Below are 3,851 nucleotides of genomic sequence, written 5' to 3' on the forward strand. Positions count from 1 at the left end.
AGGGAAGGGGGAACGCCCCTCTCCTCGTAGGAGAGGGGACGGGGGTGAGGTAAGACAAGGGGTAGCAAGAACGCCTCTCTCCTTGCGCTACAACCAACTTCTCAACAATTCTCGAACACCCTCAGAAAACCTTGACAAACCGATGATGTAAGGTGTATACTCTCACCAAACCCGTGTTCTAGAGGAGTGCGAAGGGAGGCTTATCAAGATGTCTTGCAATTTGCGCTTTTCTACCCCCCCCCTTATCGCGTGGGCAGTGGTGAGCCTGTGTTTGCTGGTCTCTCCCCTGCAAGCCCAAAGTCTCCACATCACCCTGCTCAACGGCGACTGCGATGGCGATAACGAAGTAACCCTCTCTGATTTCGGGATTGTGGTTAGCGCGATGGGAAGCGTGCCCGGCGACCCCAACTGGGACCCGCGTGCCGATTTGGACGGTGACGGCGAAGTGACCCTGTTTGATGTCGGCATTGTGGTACGCAACTTTGGACAGGTGGGTGCGGAGCCGTTTGACCCCACGCTGCCCCGCCTGCCCGCGCCGAATGAAGGATACCACGTGTGTGGCGTTATCCGTTTACAAGAGTGGTATGGAGGGGCGGTTAGCATACGATTGGAGGCCTTTCGTGAGGATGCACCTGAACAGATAGTTTATTATGCAGATTTCTCAGTAGAGGGCGAAGATTTCTTTAGCCTGTATCTGCCGGATGCGGGACTATGGCGGATAACAGCCCAGATTCAGCCTCCTAATAGTGGGCAATTCCTCGCTATGAGCGTGCCGCATTACCGGCAATACAGCCCCGGGGACTCAATCCGAGTACTTGCCGTGCAACCGGCTGGTGCGGAGCTCTTCAGCAACCTGTCTGGACCGATACCCATTGTCATCCACGTTGTTGACTACGACGAAGTCTCTATCACGAACGCAGACCGCGATGTACGGTTAACCAACAAGGTGCGCGAGACGATGAACCATCTTGACGTTCATTGGCGGATTAGACATGGGGGAGGTATGATTGACGACCGACCAGCTTTCAGCAGATACCTGCGATATGCAGACTACCATCCCCCAGCGCTAGACCCCGGAGAGTTCAGCCGCACCGTGCAACTGGAATGCACTGTGTATGATCGCTCACCGATAGCCTCTAGAAGGGACGAACCTGTATCGCTAACAATCACCCTTACGATACTGGATGTGCCTACAATCCACTCTATTGTCGGTCGCGGCGTTAGCGGAGGAACAACGTATCCTTCTTTGTTCGCTTCCGGCCTTCGCCGTGAGGAAACTGTTTATTATAACTGGGTGGTCGACGCCCCCGCAACCTTACCATGGTATCTACGGTATGTAGAGTGGCTTCAGATGCCATGGAGAGGTCGGTTTAGGGGCGAACCACCTTGGCGGCTGTTTGATACTTTCCCGATATCACCCGATGAAGAACATCGGCGGGTTGTGGTCGAAGTACGGGCAACGTTTGCCTTCCCCTATCCCGACCCGTGGCTTGGATTTCAGAACACCAAGACCCGTTCGCGGGCTATCACCTTCCGCCTGTTTACGCACGATGAGATGTGTGACTTTTCAAGGGGAATTTCCTCTATTGCCCACTGGGACCCACCAAACTGGTTCGATGCTCGTCCCGGGCATTGGGGGGCAGTTATCCCTCGCTTTAATGAGATGGACCCAAACCTCGATGGCGGATATGTGGTCTACTATGCGCCCCGGCCGCCATCGAGACCCGGAACTGACATAACTGATACTACTGTCGGGATTCTCGATTGGAGTGGGTACTGGGCACCTTATGGCTTGCAGCACAGCGAGCAATATCGGGGGCGCGTTTATTTGTTCGGTAGCTCCTTGAAAGCCCGCATAGAATCAGGAGGCGCCGTACGACGGTATGGCTTATGGGCTGACGGTATCGACGCAGTTGCCAATACGGTGGCGCATGAGCTCGCAGAACGTGACCTGTTCCTGGCATCATGGGGTGGCTTTGACTCGGCGCACATCGGGTCGTACCTGTTCCATCCTTTCCGACGACCGTATGATGAGGACATGGATGGCGTGTGCGACTCTTGGGAGCACCTGCATCGCTCGCTTGGTTTTGGAAAAGATGACCCATACGCGGTAGAGCGTTGGTGGCTTTACGGTAAGGATGCCACTGGGCGGGAGGTTTGCACGGTGTTGGACCACGAGATGTATGCCCAGCTGTTCGGAGAGTGGAACGGCTACCTCGTCGGCAGTCTGGACGAGCAGGACTGGTCGGAAGGTGGCCGTCAGGACTACTGATCCAGTTCACGTTCAAGCACAGGAGTAACAGCCATGAAGACAATCTTTATATGCGTGCCAGCCGTGGCGTTGCTGAGTGCCTTCGCCCTGGGGGCAGAGTCGCCTCTTAAAGCGCGGTCGAAGGTCATCTTGCCGGGCATCATTTTCAAACCGACCCCGCGTCCTCTGGTGGAGATACACCGGCTGTCTGCGAAGAACCCCGCCGCCTTGCTGTCGTACCTGGATGACCAGTGGTTAGACCGCAAGGTATATGGCACCACAGAACCTCTGGTGAGATGGAAAGACATGGAGGATATGCGTTCCCAGATGCGTGTTTATGCGCTGCGTCGGTTGGGAGATGTGGCTTCTCCGGAACTGATACCCTCACTGGAAGAGTATGTGCGGCGCTACGAGGTAGCAGCAAAACCACTGGAAGGATGGACATATGGGCCAAACGAAATTTATCTAGAGCTGGCAGACCGTGTGCGTTACACCATTGAGCGCATCCGTTGCCGCGCGCAGGGCAGAGATGCCTACGTGAAAGCCATGGTCGCCTGGGTGCAGACCCCTGAGCCTCCCCTCACGGCTCCTTTGCGCGACAGATGGCAGTTTTGGCTGAAGACGGCGGAGGGGGCGCGCGCTCTGGGTGTGCTGAAGGCGGTAGAAGCCGTGCCGCTGCTGGTGGAGAAGGCAAGCTCCTCCTTTCCGCCCGACCCGTATGTGTTTGCCCTGGCTCGCATGGAAGACCGACGGGCGATGGAGGTGCTGCGACAATATGTAGCGGGGTGCAGCGGAGACGTGCGCAGCAGGTCTCTGCCGCTGGAGCCGGAACAGCCAGACCCCGCGTGGGCATACTGGCGGATGCGCACGGTAGGAATGACTTTACAAGAGGCGATACAGGAGCTAATCCGCGAGGTGAATGAAGAACAGTACGTGGGAACCGACCTGTGGGTTGGGGAGATGCTGGAGTATATCGGTCAGCCTGCGGTGCCCGCCTTGATTAAGGTGCTGGAAGATCCCAGCAGTCACGAGCCCGCCGTGTCTACCGCTTTGCACGTGCTGACCAGATTGCGTGCGCCGGAAGCCGCCAGTGCGTTTCTGGGCATCCTGCGGCGCGGTCCTTGTAGGGATATGGCGGCGCGTGGGCTCGGCTGGCTTGAGGCGCGAGAGGCTTTCGATGACCTGCTCGCGGCTGCGCGACAGGAGGAGGACTTGGGGTTGCGCCTGTCGGCCATCGACGCGCTCAAGCGTCTTGGAGACGCGCGCGCCGAGCCGCTGTTGCTGGAACTGCTGGAGCATCCGCACTCCAGCATTCGGCTGAGCGCTGCTGAAGCCTTAATCCAGGTAGCGACGCGGGCAGCCATTCCCAGATTACGGCACTGGCTGCAAATAGAACCGGAAGTCCGCGTGAGAACTGCCTTACGGTATGCCATTGAGCAAGCGAGCAAGCGGGGTGAGGGCAGATGAGTATCTTTACGTTGTTTGGCGGTGCTGTGTTTCTGCTGAGTGCGTCGAGGACGGCAGCCGACCTGCCTGCGCCCAAAGACCCGCTGGTGATGCCTGCCATCGCGATGCGCCAGACGCCTGAGCTGTGGGTGCG

The 3,851-nt window shown here is 57.6% G+C and carries 2 protein-coding genes; both read left to right on the forward strand.

What is annotated here, in order from left to right:
* The first annotated feature begins 208 nt into the window (after positions 1 to 208).
* Complete coding sequence (locus K6U75_17135) at positions 209 to 2,272, forward strand: hypothetical protein (protein MCL6476758.1); 2,064 nt, start codon at positions 209 to 211, stop codon at positions 2,270 to 2,272.
* Between the two features lie 33 nt (positions 2,273 to 2,305).
* Complete coding sequence (locus K6U75_17140; protein ID MCL6476759.1) at positions 2,306 to 3,718, forward strand: HEAT repeat domain-containing protein; 1,413 nt, start codon at positions 2,306 to 2,308, stop codon at positions 3,716 to 3,718.
* Positions 3,719 to 3,851: the final 133 nt, after the last annotated feature.

Source organism: Bacillota bacterium, from assembly GCA_023511455.1.
Classification (GTDB): domain Bacteria; phylum Armatimonadota; class HRBIN16; order HRBIN16; family HRBIN16; genus HRBIN16.

Bases quoted from the DNA above. Each gene is read 5' to 3' on its own strand.
- K6U75_17135 (MCL6476758.1), top strand. From the start codon at position 209: ATGTCTTGCAATTTGCGCTTTTCTACCCCCCCCCTTATCGCGTGGGCA.
- K6U75_17140 (MCL6476759.1), top strand. From the start codon at position 2,306: ATGAAGACAATCTTTATATGCGTGCCAGCCGTGGCGTTGCTGAGTGCC.